This window comes from Methylobacterium sp. D53M (assembly GCF_053345625.1).
The window spans coordinates 821,012-835,559 of record NZ_JBKFAL010000001.1 but is presented as its reverse complement, the minus strand read 5'-3'; the positions used below and the strand labels follow the sequence as shown (position 1 = coordinate 835,559).

Below are 14,548 nucleotides of genomic sequence, written 5' to 3'. Positions count from 1 at the left end.
CGCGAAATCGACAACGTGACCTTTACCGTACCCGGCGCATGGTCTGCCGGTCAGTCGCGTAACCGGTGTTTGCCATGGCTTCCCCGCGTACCGTGGCTGCCGACGCCGTCGCCCGGAAACAGGTCTCGCGTGCCGGGCGGCCCGCGTCGGCGCCACGGATGGGTCTCGTACCCACCCAGCGTTCTCTGCCCCTCGACCAGGTACTCGTCGGGGACTGCATCGCGGCCATGAACGCCTTGCCGGCGTCGAGCGTCGACTGCGTGTTCGCCGATCCGCCCTACAACCTTCAGCTCGGCGACGCCGGCCTCCTGCGCCCGGACCAGAGCCGCGTCGACGCGGTCGACGACGACTGGGACAAGTTCGCGACCTTCGAGGCCTACGACACCTTCACCCGGGACTGGCTCGCCGCCTGCCGCCGCGTGATGAAGCCGAACGCGACCCTCTGGGTGATCGGGTCGTACCACAACATCTTCCGGGTCGGGAGCGCGTTGCAGGATCTCGGTTACTGGATCCTCAACGACATCGTCTGGCGCAAGGCCAACCCGATGCCGAACTTCCGCGGCAAGCGCTTCACCAACGCCCACGAGACCCTGATCTGGGCCTCGCGCTCGGCCGACTCGAAGGGCTACACCTTCCATTACGAGGCGCTGAAAGGGGGCAACGAGGACCTCCAGATGCGCTCGGACTGGTTCATCCCCCTCTGCACCGGCGAGGAGCGGCTGAAGGATGCGGAGGGCCGCAAGGTCCACCCGACCCAGAAGCCCGAGGCCCTGCTCGCCCGGACGCTGCTCGCGGCGACGAATCCCGGCGACGTGGTGCTCGACCCGTTCTTCGGCACCGGCACGACCGGCGCCGTCGCCAAGCGCCTCGGCCGCCGCTTCATCGGCATCGAGCGCGAGGCGACCTACGCCGAGGCGGCCCGGGAGCGGATCGCCGCCGTGGAGACCCTGTCGAGGGCCGCCCTCATGGTGGCGCCGACCAAGCGCGCCGAGCCGCGGGTCCCGTTCCTGTCGGTGATCGAGGCGGGCTATATCCGGCCGGGCGAGACCGTGACCGACGAGCGCCGCCGGTTCCGCGCCACGGTGCGCCCGGACGGCCAGCTCGACAACGGCCTCGTCATCGGCTCGATCCACAAGATCGGCGCGCTGGTGCAGGGCCTGCCGGCCTGCAACGGCTGGACGTTCTGGCACGTGGAGCGCGGCGGCAAGCCGGTGGTGATCGACAGCTACCGGGCCGGTCTCCGGCAGGCGATGGCCAACGGCTGAGCCAGCACACCGTATCTGCGAGCGGAGCGAAGCAGTCCAGCAGCGCCACGCAGACAGATGTCGCGCTGCCCTGGGTCGCTTCGCTGCGCTCGCGATGACGGTCGGCTACCGCTTCCGGGCCGGCCCCGGTCGCCGCGGCGATGACCAGGCCCGCGCCGGTGCGGGCGATGGCTCGACCTCCCCGTCGAACAGTTCGTCCGTCTCCTGCGGCGGCACCGGCGCCGCCTTCGGCTGCGGCTTCGGGACGGCGCGCACGCGCGGGCGCGGGTCCGGATCCGGCATCGAGACCGGTGGCTCCATCGCCGCCAGCAGCGGCATCGGCGGCGGTTCCTTCCTCGGGCGCCCGCGCGGCTTCTTCTCGGGCTCCGGCTTCGGGTCGAAGGCGTGCGCCAGGACCTTGCGCATGAGGCCGGGCAGCGGTTCGTCCGCGAGGGCGCCGCGCGGCGTGAAGCGCATGCCGGCCGGAGCCGGCGTCGCCAGCGCGACGCGGGCCACGAACACCGTCAGCTCCAGGGGAAAATGCGTGAAGCCGTGGCGGACGAGGCCCGGGAGCCGCTTCCACCGCGCGTCGAGGGGCGCGTCCAGCAGGGCGGCGGCCACGTCGTAATCCGGCTCCCAGGCGCTCCCCGGCGGCTCGGCCATGTTGCCGAGCAGCCCCTCGGGGGCGCGGGTCCGCAGCAGCACCGCCTCGTCGCCGCTGCGGATCGCCACGAAGGCGGCGCCGCGGCGGAGCGCCCCCTTGGCGACCCTGATCTTGCGCGGGAAGGTCTCCTGCGTGCCCAGCGACCGCGCCCGGCAGGGCCGCATCCACGGGCAGAGCGCGCAGGCGGGGCGCTTGGGCGTGCAGATCGTCGCGCCGAGGTCCATGAGCGCCTGGGCGAAGTCGCCCGGCCGCTGCTGCGGGACGAGCGCCTGCGTCAGGCGGCGGATCTCCGGCCGGCTGCCCGGGAGCGGCGCCTCCACCGCGTAGGCCCGGCTCAGGACCCGCTCGACATTGCCGTCGACGGCGGCCTCGGGCCGGTCGAACGCGATCGCGGCGATCGCGCCGGCCGTGTAGGCGCCGATTCCCGGGAGCTTGCGCAGGCCCTCGGCGGTGTCGGGGAAGCGCCCCCCGGCCGCCGCGACCGCCTTCGCGCAGGCGTGCAGATTGCGCGCGCGGGAGTAGTAGCCGAGGCCGGCCCAGGCCGACATCACCGCCTCCTCGGGGGCCTCGGCCAGGGCGAAGATGTCGGGGAAGCGCGTCAGGAAGCGCTCGAAATACGGCCGGACCGCCGCGATGGTGGTCTGCTGCAGCATCACCTCGGACAGCCAGACCCGGTAGGGATCGGGGGCCGCGCCGGCGAGCGCCCGCCAGGGCAGCACCCGCCGATGCCGGTCGTACCAGGCGAGCAGGTCGTCGGCGCGCGGTCCGGGACCGGCTTCAGGATCCGTGGCTGGGCGAGGCATGGGCGGGTCGACAGGGGTCGCGCTGCATAGCCGGAGCGCCGCGGCGATCATAGGGCGGCGAAAGCGCCGGCGCGTGCTCCCTTCGTCAACCATCCTGCGCTAACCTTCTCGGATCCACGGGGCCGGAACCACCATGGCGCGCGTCAAACCGCTGGCCGAACTGATCGAGAGTTGCATCGGGCCGGCCTTCGCGGCGCAGGGTTTCGCCTCGACCGACATCCTGGCCGCGTGGCCGGAGATCGTCGGCGAGCGGCTGGCCCGCTACTGCCGCCCGTCCAAGCTGGAATGGCCGAAGCGCCGCCGGAGCGACTCCGCCGCGCCCGAATCCGGCACGCTGGTCGTGCGCGTCGAGGGCGTCTTCGCGCTCGAGTTGCAGCATCTCGCACCGGTGGTGATCCAGCGGATCAACGCCCATTACGGCTGGGCCTGCGTCTCCCGGATCGTGCTGCAGCAGGACCGGGTCGGGCGCGCCGGCCGGGCGCCCGCCCGCGCGCGGGTCGATCCGGCCGCCGCCGTCGAGGTCCAGCGCGCCGTGGCGGGGATCGCCGATGATGGCCTGCGCGCGGCCCTCGACCGCCTCGGCACCGCCGCCGTGGCGACGCGCCCGGAGCGGTGAACGGTCGATTCGGTCACCTTGCCAGGACGGTCGCGCCCGAGTACCGGCATCCGGACGCCACGACTGATCAATCCGGCGGAGCCTGCCCGATGACGACGCGACGCGACGCTCTCAAGTTCTCCGGCCTCGCCCTCGGCGCCGGCCTCGCCCTGCCGTATCTCGGGCGGCCCGCCCGGGCGCAGAATTCCGAGATGGCGGCCCTGCTGCAGCCGGGCCCGCTCGGCGATGTCTGGCTCGGCCCGGCGGACGCCAAGTGCACGATCATCGAGTACGCCTCGATGACCTGCTCGCACTGCGCGGCCTTCCACCGGACCACGTGGCCGACCCTGAAGGAGCGCTACATCGACACCGGCAAGGTGCGGTTCACGCTCCGCGAATTCCCCCTCGACCCGCTGGCCACCGCGGCCTTCATGCTGGCGCGCTGCCAGGGCGACGCCAAGTACTACCCGATCACCGACCTGCTGTTCGATCAGCAGTCGGCCTGGGCCTTCACGCCGAAGCCCGTGGACGCGCTGGAGCAGATGCTCCGGCAGGCGGGCTACAACAAGCAGACCTTCGAGGCCTGCCTGAAGGACCAGAAGATCTACAGCGCGGTCAACGCCGTGAAGCAGCGCGGCCTCGACGTCTTCAAGGTGGATTCGACCCCGACCTTCTTCATCAACGGCGAGCGCTACACCGGCGAGATGACCGTCGAGGGGATGGAGAAGGTGATCAAGCCGATCATCGGCGCCTGATCGACCGGCCGGAGCCTCGTGCGCGACGCGGCTCCGGCGCATCGCACAAAGTTGGAATACCAGACTAAAATCAATTACTTACGGTGTATGGGGTTCGCCTTGACACTCAAGATAGGCGAAACTATGGTGCGCCCCGCTTGCTGGGGGTGTCCAGCCGGTTCCACAGCCTCCCGCCCGATGAGTTTTGAGCCGTGAACGGCGACGATCCGAGGGACGGGAGAGGGACCGAGCAGACGCCGACGGACAGCGAACTCTCCGCGAGGCTCAGACGTCTCGAGACGCAGATCGAACGGAAGCGGCCGCAGGCTGCTCCCGGTCATTCCACGCGCCCTCGGAACGGCGGGCCATCCTCGCTGGGCCAGGCCATGACGCTCTCCACGGAGTTCGTCGCGGGCGTGATCGCGGGGGGCATACTCGGCTGGATCGTCGATCATGTCTTCGGGACGAAGCCCTGGGGCCTGATCGTCCTCCTGATGCTGGGGTTCGTCGCGGGGGTCTACAACGTGATGCGGGCGTCGGGTTTCGCCGGCGCGCGTCCGGGACGGCGCGATCGGCAGGAGCCATAAGGCGCGCCGGTCAGTGGGGAATGTGGGGCGGCCGACACCCGTCGGCGCGCCGGACAAGAAGGGCGGAAGCGGGAATGGCGGTCACGATCGACCCGATCCATCAGTTCGAGCTGAAGCCGCTCGTGTCGCTGGGCCATATCGGCAACCAGCAGCTCGCGTTCACGCAGTCGGCCCTCTACATGTTCGCCGCCGTCGGCGTGATCGCGCTCATCACCATCGTGGCGACCGCGTCCCGCTCGGTCGTTCCGGGCCGCATGCAGTCGCTGGCCGAGATCTTCTACGAATTCATCGCCGACACCGTGCACCAGGCGACGGGCGACGGCGGCAAGCGGTTCATGCCGCTCGTGTTCTCGCTGTTCATGTTCGTGCTCGTCCTGAACCTGTTCGGCATGATCCCCTACGCCTTCGCGGTGACCAGCCACCTGATCATCACCTTCGGCCTCGCCGCGCTGGTGATCTCCACCGTGGTGATCTTCGGCGTGATGAAGCACGGCACCCACTTCTTCGGCCTGTTCGTGCCGTCGGGCGTGCCGAAGCCGCTCCTCGCGATCCTGGTCCCGATCGAGGTGATCTCGTTCATCTCGCGCCCGATCAGCCTGTCGGTCCGTCTGTTCGCCAACATGCTGGCCGGCCACATCGCGATGAAGATCTTCGCGTTCTTCGTGGTCCAGCTCCTTCTCGCGGGCGCCTGGAGCGTGCTATCGCCGCTCCCGCTGTTCCTGACGATCGCGCTGACCGCTCTCGAGTTCCTCGTTGCGGCGCTTCAGGCCTACGTCTTCGCGACGCTGACGGCGATCTACCTCAACGACGCCCTTCACCCCGGCCACTGATCGGCCGGCTCCACCCGCCGCAAACGTCACCGCACGTTTCGATCTGAAGAGACCTCAGGAGTTACCATGGATCCCGTCGCTGCGAAGTACATCGGCGCCGGCCTCGCCTGCCTCGGCATGGCGGGTGCGGGCATCGGCCTCGGCAACCTGTTCGGTCAGTTCCTCGCCGGCGCCCTTCGCAACCCGTCCGCGGCCGACGGCCAGCGCGCCACCCTGCTCCTGGGCTTCGCCCTCACCGAGGCGCTCGGCATCTTCTCGCTGCTGATCGCGCTGCTGCTGCTCTTCGCCGTCTGATCGGCGCCGGAGGCCGCGGTCCCCGCGGTCTCCTCCCGGGCCCCGGCCCGATGAACGGGTGGACGCTCCCGCGACGGGGCGTCCGCCTTCGTCCGTCACCGCGCCGGCGGTGGCCTCAGCGAACGGTGTCAGTGTAGCGGTCTCATGGCGCAGCCCAATCCCCTCACCACGCCGCCCCCGGGCGCCGACACGCAGGTCGTGCCGGGCCATGTCGAGCATACGGAAGCGCATTCCGGCGCCTTCCCGCCCTTCGAGACCTCGGGCTTCCTGGCGCAGCTGATCTGGCTCGCCCTGGCCTTCGGCCTCCTCTACTACCTGATGGACAAGATCGCGCTGCCGCGGATCCAGTCGATCCTGCACGCCCGCGCCGAGCGCCTGCGTGCCGACCTGGACCAGGCGCAGGCGATGAAGGCCGAGGCGGATGCTGCCGGCGTGGCCTTCGAGACCGCCCTCCGGGACGCCCAGGGCAAGGCGCGCGACATCGCGCAGACCACCCGGAACGAACTGGCCGCGGAAGCCGAGACCAAGCGCAAGGCGCTGGAGGACGAGCTGAACGCCAAGCTCTCCGCCTCCGAGGCGACGATCCGCACGCGGACCGAGGCCGCCATGGGCAACGTCCGCTCGATCGCGGGTGAGGCCGCGTCGGCCATCGTCGAGCGTCTGACCGGGCAGGCCCCGGACCGGATGAGCCTCGACCGCGCCCTCGACGCCACCGCACACTGACGGGATCCCACGATGCTGCTCGAAGCCGAATTCTGGGTCGCCGTCGCGTTCGTCATCTTCATGGGCATCGCCTGGAAGGCCGGCGCCTTCTCGACGATGCTCAAGGGCCTGGACGGGCGCGCCAACCGCGTCCGCCACGAGCTCGACGAGGCCAAGCGCCTGCGCGAGGAGGCCGCCGCCGTGCTGGCCGACTACAAGCGCCGCCGCGCCGAGGCCGAGAAGGAGGCCGAGTCGATCGTCGCCGGTGCCCGCGAGGAGGCCCAGCGCGCCGCCGAGGAAGGCCACCGCAAGCTGGACGACTTCCTGGCCCGCCGCACCAAGGCCGCCGAGACGAAGATCGCCCAGGCGGAAGCCCAGGCCGAGGCTCAGGTCCGCGCCGCCGCCGCGGAGGCCGCCGTGAAGGTCTCGGAGACGATCCTGCGCGAGCGGATGCAGGGCGACGCCGCCCAGAACCTGATCCGCGCGAGCCTCGGCGAGGTGCGGACCCGCATGCGCTCCTGATCCGGACGCAGCAGCGCGACGTTCACGAAAGCCGCCTCCGGGCGGCTTTTTTCATGGTCGACGGCCCCTGTGGGCCGACGCGATCCCGCCCGGCGCGGGATCGGGGGACGGGCCGCGCAGGACGCGCTTCCGACGCCGGGCGGAATCGGCGCGCGCCGCGGCGAACATCGAGGCCGTGACCGGCGTTCCCGACCCGTGAGGATGCGGAGACGTCATGGCGGAGAGACCACGGATCGTGATCGTCGGCGGCGGCGTCGCCGGGATCGAGGTGGCGACCAGCCTCGGACGCGGCGGCCGGGCCGACGTCACCCTCGCCGATCGCAGCCTCTCGCACGTCTGGAAGCCGATGCTGCACACCTTCGCGGCGGGTACGGCCCGGGCCGACCGGCAGAAGGTGGATCTCTTCGCCCAGGCGCGCCGCAACGGCTTCCGGTTCCAGCCCGGCGCCCTCGTGGGCATCGACCGGGCGGCCAGGCGCGTCCGGCTCGCGGTCGAGGCCGCGGAGGGGGTTCCGGAAGTGGAGCGCGCCTACGACCTGCTGGTGCTCGCCATCGGCAGCCGCGCCAACGATTTCGGCACGCCGGGCGTGGCCGAGCATTGCCTGACCATCGACGACCTGACCGAGGCCGAGCACTTCCACGAACAGCTGCGGTGCCATCTCCTGGCCCGGCTCGACGGCGGCGGCCTGCTGGAGATCGCCATCGTGGGCGGCGGTGCGACCGGCGTCGAGCTGGCCGCCGAGCTCAAGCACGCCATCAACCTCTTCGCGGCCTACGGCTCGCCCGACCTGCCGGGGCGCCTGCGCCTGACGCTGATCGAGAGCGGGCCGCGCCTGTTGCCGGCCTTCCCCGAGAAGGTGTCGCGCGCCGCCGCCCGCACCCTGTCGGATCTCGACGTCGAGGTCCGGACCGGCGCGACGGTGACGGCCGCGGACGCGGACGGGTTCATCCTGAAGGACGGCCGCCGCATCCCGGCCGGGCTGAAGGTTTGGGCCGCCGGCGTCAAGGCGCCGGACGTGCTCGCCGGCCTCGACGGCCTGGAGCGCTCGCGGGCCGGGCAACTCGTCGTCTGCCCGGACCTGCGCACGACCCGGGATCCGGCCATCATCGCCCTCGGCGACTGCGCCAGCCTCACCGACTGCCGGACCGGCCACCCCGTTCCGGCAACCGCGCAGGCCGCACGCCAGCAGGCGCAGCATCTCGCGCGCCATCTCGGCCGCGCGCTGGCCCGCGGGGATTCGCCCGACGCGGACCTGCCTCCGTTCCACTATGCCGAGAAGGGCGCGATCGTCTCGCTCGCGGATTTCAACGGCTGGGGCACGCTCGGCCGCTACACGTTCGGCGGCGGGCGCCTGAACGGGCTCTCGGCGCGGCTGACGCACGACCTCCTCTACCGGCAGCACCAGATCGGGCTCTACGGGCCGCTGCGCGGGACGATGACCTGGGTCCTCGACGATCTCGACCACCTGATCAGCCCGCCGGTGCGGCTCGACTGAGGCGGTCGGCGCGGATCCGGCGTCGCGGGCGACGCGCGGTGCCGCCCGGCTGCCCAGTCCTCGGCCCGAGTTCTCGGTCTCAGTCCGGACGTTCGCCCTCGACCGCCTTGGTCTCCTCGACCTCGGGGGCGACCTGCCCGTAGTTCAGCACCGCCACCAGCGCCACGCCGCCGAACGTGTTGCCGAGCAGCGTCGGAAGGAAGAACTTCACCGCGTAATCGTGCAGCGAGGCGGCGCCCGTGACTACGAGGTAGAAGGCCTCGACGGAGCCGGCCACGATGTGGGCGAGGCTGCAGAGCGCGACCAGCCACGTCATCAGGAGGATCACGAACGGCGCCGCGCTGGCGGTGGCCGGCAGGAACCAGACCATCAGGGCGATCATCCATCCGGCGAAGACGGCCTTGATGAAGGTCGCCCAGAAGCCGTGCGCGATGGCGTCGTGGCTGATCTCCGCGAAGGCCCGGAGGACCGGAGGCTCGAAGGCGCCGGAATAGGCCAGCAGCGTCGCGATCGCGAGCGTGCCCAGGATGTTGCCCGACAGCACGATCGTCCAGAGCCTGACGACGCGGAGCGCCGTCTTCACGGAGCGGTCGTGCAGGAGCGGCAGGATCGGCGTGATGGTGTTCTCGGTGAAGAGCTGCTGGCGCCCGAGGACGACGACCAGGAACCCGACCGCGTAGCCCATCGAGCTGACGATCTTGGCCCAGTCAGTCTCCGGGAGATGGCTTCGCAGCACGCCCGGCACGATCAGCGACAGGGCGATGCTGAGCCCGGCCGCGAAGGCGGAGAGGAACAGCGCGAGGCCGTGGCGGCGCAGTTCCTCGTCGCCCTCGAGCCGGATGACCTCGTGCAGGACGTAGGCGTCGGGCCGGCCGATCTCGGAGACTTCCTTCAGCAGCTCGTCCCGGCGCGTCTCGGGGTCGGCCCGCTTGTCCCTATCCCGCACCATCCGACAGCTCCGCTACGCAACACGATCGATCGGACGGGACGAGTCAGGCCGAGAGCCGCGCCAGAAGGGCCTCGACGGCGCCGCGCGCCTCGGCGAGGGCCTCCGGGTCCCGGCTGCGCACGACGATCCGGTTGCGGAAGCCCTCCGGCGTGATCGCCGGGTACGAGCCGATGGATACGGCTTGCCGCGCCCTCGCGATCTCGCCGAGGCCGCCCGCGTAGCTGCCCTCCGGGAGGCCGGCCGCCTCGATCGTCTCGGACAGCATCGCGGCGCCGCCCGTCAGCTTCGGGGCGATCGAGTCCAGCATGGCCTGCATGATGCTGGGCACGCCGGCCATCACGTGGACGTTGCCGATGCGGAAGCCCGGCGCCTTCGAGACGGGATTGGCGATCAGGTCGGCCCCGAACGGGATCCGCGCCATGCGCAGGCGGGCCTCGTTGAGATCCTCGGGTTTGTGCCGCTCCAGCAGCATCGCCCGGGCGCGCTCGTCGACGTCGATGCCGACCCCGAAGGCCTCGGCCACGCAGTCGGCGGTGATGTCGTCGTGGGTCGGGCCGATCCCGCCGGTGGTGAACAGGTAGGTGTAGCGGGCGCGCAGGGCGTTGACCGCCTCGACGATCATGGCCGCCTCGTCGGGCACGATCCGCACCTCGCGCAGGTCGATCCCGGCGGCGGTGAGGAAGTCGGCGATGGTGCCGATGTTCTTGTCCTTGGTGCGACCCGAGAGGATCTCGTCGCCGATGACGAGGATCGCGGCGGTGACGGATTCGGAAGGCTGGCTCATGGAACTCTGGCGTCGGGCGGGTCCTGCAGGCAGATAGCGCGACCGCGGCCCGCGACTACGTGAACCCCGAGGATCCCATGCAGTTCGCCGCGTCGCTGGTGCCGGGACGGCTCGTGCAGCGCTACAAGCGCTTCCTCGCCGATATCGACACCGATGACGGCCGCCTCACCGTTCACTGCCCCAATCCCGGAGCCATGCTCGGGCTCAACACGCCGGGCGCGCGCGTGCTGCTGTCGCGCTCGGGCAACCCCGCGCGCAAGCTGCCGCTCACCTGGGAGCTGGTGGAGGCCGACCTCCCCGGCGGGGCGCAGTGGGTCGGCATCAACACGATGCGGCCGAACGCGCTCGTGGCCGAGGCCTTCCGGGCCGGCGCGATCGCGGCGCTCGACGGCCACGACGCGCTGAGGCCCGAGGTGCGCTACGCGGCGGCCAGCCGGGTCGACTTCCTCGCGAGCGGCGCGGCTACGGGGCCATGCCACGTCGAGGTCAAGAACTGCCACCTGATGCGGCGGGCGGGCCTGGCCGAGTTCCCGGACTGCAAGGCGGCCCGCAGCGCCCGGCACATGCGCGACCTGGCGCAGGTCGTGGCCGAGGGCGGTCGCGCGCTGGTGGTCATCGTCGTGCAGATGCGGGCCGAGGCCTTCGACGTCGCCCGGGACATCGATCCCGCCTTCGACCGGGCGTTCCGCGAGGCGCGCGCGGCGGGCGTCGCGGTCCGCGCCTATCGCTGCGCCGTCGCGCCGGAGGGCGTCGCCATCGCCGAGGAGATCCCGGTGATCACGCCGGCCTGACGGCGCCGCGCTCGAACATCAGGTTGAGACGCGAGCGCGCGATCTCGCGGTAGCCGTAGCGCCCCAGATGCCGCAGCAGGTCGAGCTGCCACTGGCCGGTGCCGTTCTCGACCAGCAGGATCCGCGGCAGGAGCGCGTCCGGCGCCTCGCGGAGGAACGGTTCCAGGATCAGGTCCTCCGCGCCCTCGACGTCGAGCTTGATGGCGTCGACGCGGTCGAGGCCCTCGCTGCGCAGCAGGTCGAGGAGCGTCACCGCCGGCACGGTGATCCGCGCGCCCTCGTTGGTGCCGACGATGCGCAGGCTCGACTCGCCGCGGTTGCGCGGATCGATGAACAGGGTCAGCTCGCCGGCCTTGTCGGCCACCGCGCAGGCGACCGCCTTGACGGTGTGGAACGGGTTCTGGGCGATGTTGTAGGTCAGGCGGTCGAACACGTCCGGCTGCGGCTCGACGGCGACGATCCGCGCCCCCGGCCCCGAGAACGCGGCCACGCAGAGGGCGTAGGCGCCGACATTGGCGCCGATGTCGAGGAACACGCAGTCCCGCGGCAGGCGCTCCTGCAGCAGCGCCCGCTCCTCCGGATCGAAGAACTGCGGGGTGAAGAGCACCTTCTTCTCGCAGTTGTTGTTGTACGGGTGCAGCCGCATCCGCGCGCCGTAGCGGGTCACGTCGAGGGGCTTGCCCCCGAGGCGCGCGATCGCGATCCGGCGCAGGAACAGCGCGAGGCGCCGCCCGTACCAGGACTCGGCCGGGATCCGGTTCGTGCGGCGGGTGATCGCCGCCACGAGGCCGGACGGTTCGTAGGTGCCGTAGGGCTGCGTGTCCGTCATGACCGGGGCGGTTTGCCAGCCGGCGCTCCGACCCGCAAGCGGATCGATCCGCGTTGCTCCCGCGCGCCCGGGTGGTCTAAGCCGTGGCCGAGCTTGATGAACACAGGTTGCGTGGCATGGAGACCTTCAATTCCGACGGCGTGCGGATCGCCTATATCGACGTCCCGCCGGCGGACGGTCCGGGCAAGCCGATCCTGCTGATCCACGGATTCGCGTCGAACCACGCGGTCAACTGGGTCAACACCCAGTGGGTGAAGGCCCTGACCCAGGCCGGCTACCGCGCGATCGCGCTGGACAACCGCGGCCACGGCGAGAGCGAGAAGCTCTACGATCCGGCCGCCTACAGCTCCGAGGCCATGGCCGGCGACGCGGTCCGGCTCCTCGACCATCTCGGGATCGGGCGCGCCCACGTCATGGGCTACTCGATGGGCGGGCGGATCACCGCGCATCTCGCGCTCGACCACGCGGACCGGGTGCGCTCGGCCCTGATCGGCGGCCTCGGGATGCACCTGATCGAGGGCAAGGGCCTGCCCTCCGGCATCGCCGAGGCCCTGGAGGCGCCCGCCGGGACGCCCGCGCCCAACCCCACGGCGGCGGCCTTCCGGATGTTCGCCGAGCAGACCCGGAGCGACCTGCGGGCGCTCGCCGCCTGCATGCGCGGCTCGCGCCAGACGCTCAGCCGGGGCGAGCTCGCGCAGATCGAGGTGCCGGTCCTGGTCTCGGTCGGGACCCTCGACACGGTCGCGGGCTCGGGGCCGGCCCTCGCCGCCCTGATCCCGGACGCCCGGGCCCTCGAGATCGAGGGCAAGGACCACTCCACGGCGGTCGGCGCCAAGCCGCACCGGGACGGGGTGCTGGCCTTCCTGGCCGCGCAGCCCTGAGGCCTCAGCTCTTCAGCCGGTAGCCCGTGCGGAAGATGTAGGTCACGAGGCCGAGGCAGATCACCAGGAACAGCGCGGTCATGCCGAGGCTGACCGCGATGTTCACGTCCGCCTTGCCGAAGAACGCCCAGCGGAAACCGCTGATCAGGTACACGACCGGGTTCAGCAGGCTCACCGCGTGCCAGAACGGCGGCAGCATGCTGATCGCGTAGAAGCTGCCGCCCAGGAAGGTGAGCGGGGTCACGACGAGGAGCGGCACCAGCTGCAGCTTCTCGAACCCGTCGGCCCACAGGCCGATGACGAAGCCGAACAGGCTGAACGTCACAGCGGAGAGCAGCAAGAACCCGATCATCCAGAGCGGGTGGTCGATCCGCAGCGGCACGAACAGGGCCGAGGTGGCCAGGATGATCAGCCCGATCAGGATCGACTTCGAGGCCGCGGCGCCGACGAAGCCCAGCACCACCTCCAGCGGCGAGATCGGCGCCGACAGGATCTCGTAGATCGTGCCGGCGAAGCGCGGGAAGTAGATGCCGAACGAGGCGTTGGAGATGCTCTGCGTCAGCAGCGAGAGCATGATCAGGCCGGGCACGATGAACAGCCCGTAGGGCACGTCGTCGACCGCCGAGACCCGGGAGCCGATCGCCGCGCCGAAGACCACGAAGTACAGGGTCGTCGAGATGACGGGGGCCAGGATGCTCTGCCCGGCGGTGCGCCAGAAGCGGCCCATCTCGAACAGGTAGATGGCCCGGACCGCCGGCCAGTTCATGCTGAACGCCGCGCTCATGGCTGTGCCCTCTCCTCGCGCACGAGGCCGACGAAGATGTCCTCCAGCGAGCTCTGCTCGGTGTGGAGGTCGTTGAAGCGGATGCCCGCCGCCGCGAGGCCGGTCAGGAGCCCGGTGATGCCGGTGCGCTCGGCGCGGGTGTCGTAGGTGTAGACCAGCTCGGTCCCCTCCCCGCCGAGTGCCAGGCCGTAATCGGCGAGTTCCGGCGGTACCGCGGCGATCGGCTGCTGGAGGTGGAGCGTCAGCTGCTTGCGCCCGAGCTTGCGCATCAGCGCGGCCTTCTCCTCCACGAGGATGATCTCGCCCCGGCGGATCACGCCGATGCGGTCGGCCATCTCCTCGGCCTCCTCGATGTAGTGGGTGGTGAGGATGACGGTGACGCCCTGCTGGCGCAGGTCGCGCACGAGGCGCCACATGTCCTGGCGCAGCTCCACGTCGACGCCCGCGGTGGGCTCGTCGAGAAACAGCACCCGGGGCTCGTGCGACAACGCTTTGGCGATGAGCACCCGCCGCTTCATGCCGCCCGACAGGGTCATCAGCCGGCTGTCGCGCTTGTCCCAGAGGGACAGCGCCCGGAGGATCCGCTCGATATGCCCGGGATCCGGCCGCAGCCCGAACAGGCCGCGGGAGAAGCTCACGGTGTTCAGCACCGTCTCGAAGGCGTCGGTGGTGAGTTCCTGCGGGACGAGCCCGATGGCCCGGCGCGCGGCGCGGTAATCCGCCGCGATATCGTGGCCGTCGACCAGGACGGTCCCCGCACTCGCGGTGACGATCCCGCAGACGATGTTGATAAGCGTGGATTTGCCCGCTCCGTTCGGACCGAGCAGCGCGAAGATCTCGCCGCGCTCGATGGCGAGGTCGATGTCGCGCAGGGCTGTGAAGCCGGACGTGTAGGTCTTCGACAGCTTCGAGATGGAGATGATCGGCATCAGAGCCTGGTGCGAGCGGGAGCGTGCACGGGTCCGGCAGCCATGCTCAGGCACCGGACACGCGAGGGGCCGGCCGAGCGGGGCGCCTCCGGCGGCGGGCGCCCCTATAGCATGGTGAATGACCGGCGCTG

Annotated in this window: 17 protein-coding genes; 11 read left to right on the top strand and 6 right to left on the bottom strand. The window is 71.0% G+C overall.

The features are described 5' to 3' along the window. Window positions 1-74 precede the first annotated feature (74 nt). Complete coding sequence (locus tag ACLBYG_RS04010; protein WP_447680657.1) at window positions 75-1,265, top strand: DNA methyltransferase; 1,191 nt, start codon at window positions 75-77, stop codon at window positions 1,263-1,265. Window positions 1,266-1,370: 105 nt separating this feature from the next. Here ACLBYG_RS04010 and mutY read toward each other — a convergent pair whose 3' ends face one another. After that, window positions 1,371-2,711 carry an A/G-specific adenine glycosylase gene (mutY, locus tag ACLBYG_RS04005; RefSeq protein ID WP_447680656.1) on the bottom strand — a complete coding sequence of 447 codons (1,341 nt, stop codon included), beginning with the start codon at window positions 2,709-2,711 and terminating at the stop codon, window positions 1,371-1,373. A gap of 133 nt (window positions 2,712-2,844) precedes the next feature. On the opposite strand from mutY, the gene ACLBYG_RS04000 reads away from it, so the two are divergent. The 8 genes from ACLBYG_RS04000 to ACLBYG_RS03965 all read left to right on the top strand — a co-directional run bounded on the left by ACLBYG_RS04000 (window position 2,845) and on the right by ACLBYG_RS03965 (window position 8,470). After that, complete coding sequence (locus ACLBYG_RS04000) at window positions 2,845-3,327, top strand: DUF721 domain-containing protein (protein ID WP_447680655.1); 483 nt, start codon at window positions 2,845-2,847, stop codon at window positions 3,325-3,327. Window positions 3,328-3,416: 89 nt separating this feature from the next. Beyond that, window positions 3,417-4,061: a DsbA family protein gene (locus tag ACLBYG_RS03995; RefSeq protein WP_447680654.1), complete on the top strand. Its 645-nt coding sequence runs from the start codon at window positions 3,417-3,419 to the stop codon at window positions 4,059-4,061. Between the two features lie 191 nt (window positions 4,062-4,252). Next, window positions 4,253-4,627 (top strand): AtpZ/AtpI family protein, encoded by a 375-nt coding sequence (locus ACLBYG_RS03990; protein WP_026604967.1) that lies wholly within the window; start codon window positions 4,253-4,255, stop codon window positions 4,625-4,627. Window positions 4,628-4,701: 74 nt separating this feature from the next. Then, on the top strand, window positions 4,702-5,457 hold the full coding sequence (locus tag ACLBYG_RS03985; protein ID WP_447680653.1) for a F0F1 ATP synthase subunit A: 756 nt from the start codon (window positions 4,702-4,704) through the stop codon (window positions 5,455-5,457). Window positions 5,458-5,523: 66 nt separating this feature from the next. After that, window positions 5,524-5,751: a F0F1 ATP synthase subunit C gene (locus ACLBYG_RS03980; protein ID WP_007566773.1), complete on the top strand. Its 228-nt coding sequence runs from the start codon at window positions 5,524-5,526 to the stop codon at window positions 5,749-5,751. Between the two features lie 144 nt (window positions 5,752-5,895). Continuing rightward, window positions 5,896-6,474, top strand: coding sequence for a F0F1 ATP synthase subunit B family protein (locus ACLBYG_RS03975; protein ID WP_447680652.1), 579 nt, complete (start codon window positions 5,896-5,898; stop codon window positions 6,472-6,474). A 15-nt stretch (window positions 6,475-6,489) separates the two neighbouring features. After that, a complete protein-coding gene (locus ACLBYG_RS03970; protein WP_170855147.1) occupies window positions 6,490-6,975 on the top strand; it encodes a F0F1 ATP synthase subunit B family protein in 486 nt (161 codons plus the stop codon). Between the two features lie 214 nt (window positions 6,976-7,189). Further along, window positions 7,190-8,470 (top strand): NAD(P)/FAD-dependent oxidoreductase, encoded by a 1,281-nt coding sequence (locus ACLBYG_RS03965; RefSeq protein ID WP_020093397.1) that lies wholly within the window; start codon window positions 7,190-7,192, stop codon window positions 8,468-8,470. A gap of 79 nt (window positions 8,471-8,549) precedes the next feature. Here ACLBYG_RS03965 and ACLBYG_RS03960 read toward each other — a convergent pair whose 3' ends face one another. After that, complete coding sequence (locus ACLBYG_RS03960) at window positions 8,550-9,419, bottom strand: formate/nitrite transporter family protein (RefSeq protein ID WP_447680651.1); 870 nt, start codon at window positions 9,417-9,419, stop codon at window positions 8,550-8,552. 43 nt (window positions 9,420-9,462) lie between these two features. Next, window positions 9,463-10,203 carry a competence/damage-inducible protein A gene (locus ACLBYG_RS03955; protein ID WP_447680650.1) on the bottom strand — a complete coding sequence of 247 codons (741 nt, stop codon included), beginning with the start codon at window positions 10,201-10,203 and terminating at the stop codon, window positions 9,463-9,465. Window positions 10,204-10,280: 77 nt separating this feature from the next. Here ACLBYG_RS03955 and sfsA point away from each other — a divergent pair, with 77 nt between their 5' ends. Then, window positions 10,281-10,994 (top strand): DNA/RNA nuclease SfsA, encoded by a 714-nt coding sequence (sfsA, locus tag ACLBYG_RS03950; RefSeq protein WP_447680649.1) that lies wholly within the window; start codon window positions 10,281-10,283, stop codon window positions 10,992-10,994. Here the strand turns inward: sfsA and ACLBYG_RS03945 are convergent. Next, window positions 10,981-11,823: an FkbM family methyltransferase gene (locus tag ACLBYG_RS03945; RefSeq protein WP_020093401.1), complete on the bottom strand. Its 843-nt coding sequence runs from the start codon at window positions 11,821-11,823 to the stop codon at window positions 10,981-10,983. The genes sfsA and ACLBYG_RS03945 overlap by 14 nt on opposite strands. Before the next feature lie 116 nt (window positions 11,824-11,939). On the opposite strand from ACLBYG_RS03945, the gene ACLBYG_RS03940 reads away from it, so the two are divergent. Continuing rightward, window positions 11,940-12,704 carry an alpha/beta fold hydrolase gene (locus ACLBYG_RS03940; protein ID WP_091679936.1) on the top strand — a complete coding sequence of 255 codons (765 nt, stop codon included), beginning with the start codon at window positions 11,940-11,942 and terminating at the stop codon, window positions 12,702-12,704. Window positions 12,705-12,708: 4 nt separating this feature from the next. On the opposite strand, the gene ACLBYG_RS03935 is transcribed toward ACLBYG_RS03940, so the two are convergent. Together ACLBYG_RS03935 and ACLBYG_RS03930 are read right to left on the bottom strand one after the other, a co-directional pair. Next, window positions 12,709-13,470: an ABC transporter permease gene (locus ACLBYG_RS03935; RefSeq protein WP_447680689.1), complete on the bottom strand. Its 762-nt coding sequence runs from the start codon at window positions 13,468-13,470 to the stop codon at window positions 12,709-12,711. 14 nt (window positions 13,471-13,484) lie between these two features. Then, entirely contained in the window at window positions 13,485-14,420 is a 936-nt protein-coding gene (locus ACLBYG_RS03930) for an ABC transporter ATP-binding protein (RefSeq protein WP_042673784.1), read from the bottom strand. Window positions 14,421-14,548 lie beyond the last annotated feature (128 nt).

What these genes read in the sequence shown, in the direction of transcription:
- ACLBYG_RS03995 (WP_447680654.1), top strand. Translation starts at nt 3,417, where the DNA reads ATGACGACGCGACGCGACGCTCTCAAGTTCTCCGGCCTCGCCCTCGGC.
- ACLBYG_RS03980 (WP_007566773.1), top strand. Translation starts at nt 5,524, where the DNA reads ATGGATCCCGTCGCTGCGAAGTACATCGGCGCCGGCCTCGCCTGCCTC.
- ACLBYG_RS03960 (WP_447680651.1), bottom strand. Translation starts at nt 9,419, where the DNA reads ATGGTGCGGGATAGGGACAAGCGGGCCGACCCCGAGACGCGCCGGGAC.
- ACLBYG_RS03975 (WP_447680652.1), top strand. Translation starts at nt 5,896, where the DNA reads ATGGCGCAGCCCAATCCCCTCACCACGCCGCCCCCGGGCGCCGACACG.
- ACLBYG_RS03940 (WP_091679936.1), top strand. Translation starts at nt 11,940, where the DNA reads ATGGAGACCTTCAATTCCGACGGCGTGCGGATCGCCTATATCGACGTC.
- mutY (WP_447680656.1), bottom strand. Translation starts at nt 2,711, where the DNA reads ATGCCTCGCCCAGCCACGGATCCTGAAGCCGGTCCCGGACCGCGCGCC.
- ACLBYG_RS03935 (WP_447680689.1), bottom strand. Translation starts at nt 13,470, where the DNA reads ATGAACTGGCCGGCGGTCCGGGCCATCTACCTGTTCGAGATGGGCCGC.
- ACLBYG_RS04000 (WP_447680655.1), top strand. Translation starts at nt 2,845, where the DNA reads ATGGCGCGCGTCAAACCGCTGGCCGAACTGATCGAGAGTTGCATCGGG.
- ACLBYG_RS03945 (WP_020093401.1), bottom strand. Translation starts at nt 11,823, where the DNA reads ATGACGGACACGCAGCCCTACGGCACCTACGAACCGTCCGGCCTCGTG.
- sfsA (WP_447680649.1), top strand. Translation starts at nt 10,281, where the DNA reads ATGCAGTTCGCCGCGTCGCTGGTGCCGGGACGGCTCGTGCAGCGCTAC.
- ACLBYG_RS03955 (WP_447680650.1), bottom strand. Translation starts at nt 10,203, where the DNA reads ATGAGCCAGCCTTCCGAATCCGTCACCGCCGCGATCCTCGTCATCGGC.
- ACLBYG_RS04010 (WP_447680657.1), top strand. Translation starts at nt 75, where the DNA reads ATGGCTTCCCCGCGTACCGTGGCTGCCGACGCCGTCGCCCGGAAACAG.
- ACLBYG_RS03985 (WP_447680653.1), top strand. Translation starts at nt 4,702, where the DNA reads ATGGCGGTCACGATCGACCCGATCCATCAGTTCGAGCTGAAGCCGCTC.
- ACLBYG_RS03965 (WP_020093397.1), top strand. Translation starts at nt 7,190, where the DNA reads ATGGCGGAGAGACCACGGATCGTGATCGTCGGCGGCGGCGTCGCCGGG.